This window comes from Oceanobacillus luteolus, from assembly GCF_023715655.1.
In the GTDB taxonomy this organism is placed as follows: domain Bacteria; phylum Bacillota; class Bacilli; order Bacillales; family Amphibacillaceae; genus Oceanobacillus; species Oceanobacillus luteolus.
In genome coordinates, this window is the sequence record NZ_JAMBON010000189.1 from 1 (window position 1) to 255 (window position 255).

Genomic DNA, 255 nt, shown 5'->3' on the forward strand with positions numbered 1-255 from the left:
ATACCATCCTGTATCTCTCGAATCGCTATTCGGTTCCTCTCGGAACATACACAAAAGAGAAAAATGTCTATATTGAAGTGACAGATGATGGTAACTTACTGATACGCGGCGAAAAAGATGGTCCCGTGATCGCAGAGCATTTGATTAGCACGGAGAGAGGCAAATTAATTCAAGATACTCAACATACGCGAGATCGTACCAAAGGAATATCAGCGTATATTTCCAGCTTAGCAGAAAAGTTTAAACATCCAGATT

The 255-nt window shown here is 40.4% G+C and carries 1 pseudogene; it reads left to right on the forward strand.

The window, feature by feature from the left end:
• Positions 1-255 (forward strand): annotated as a pseudogene (locus M3210_RS20320) (IS21 family transposase); the annotation flags it as partial.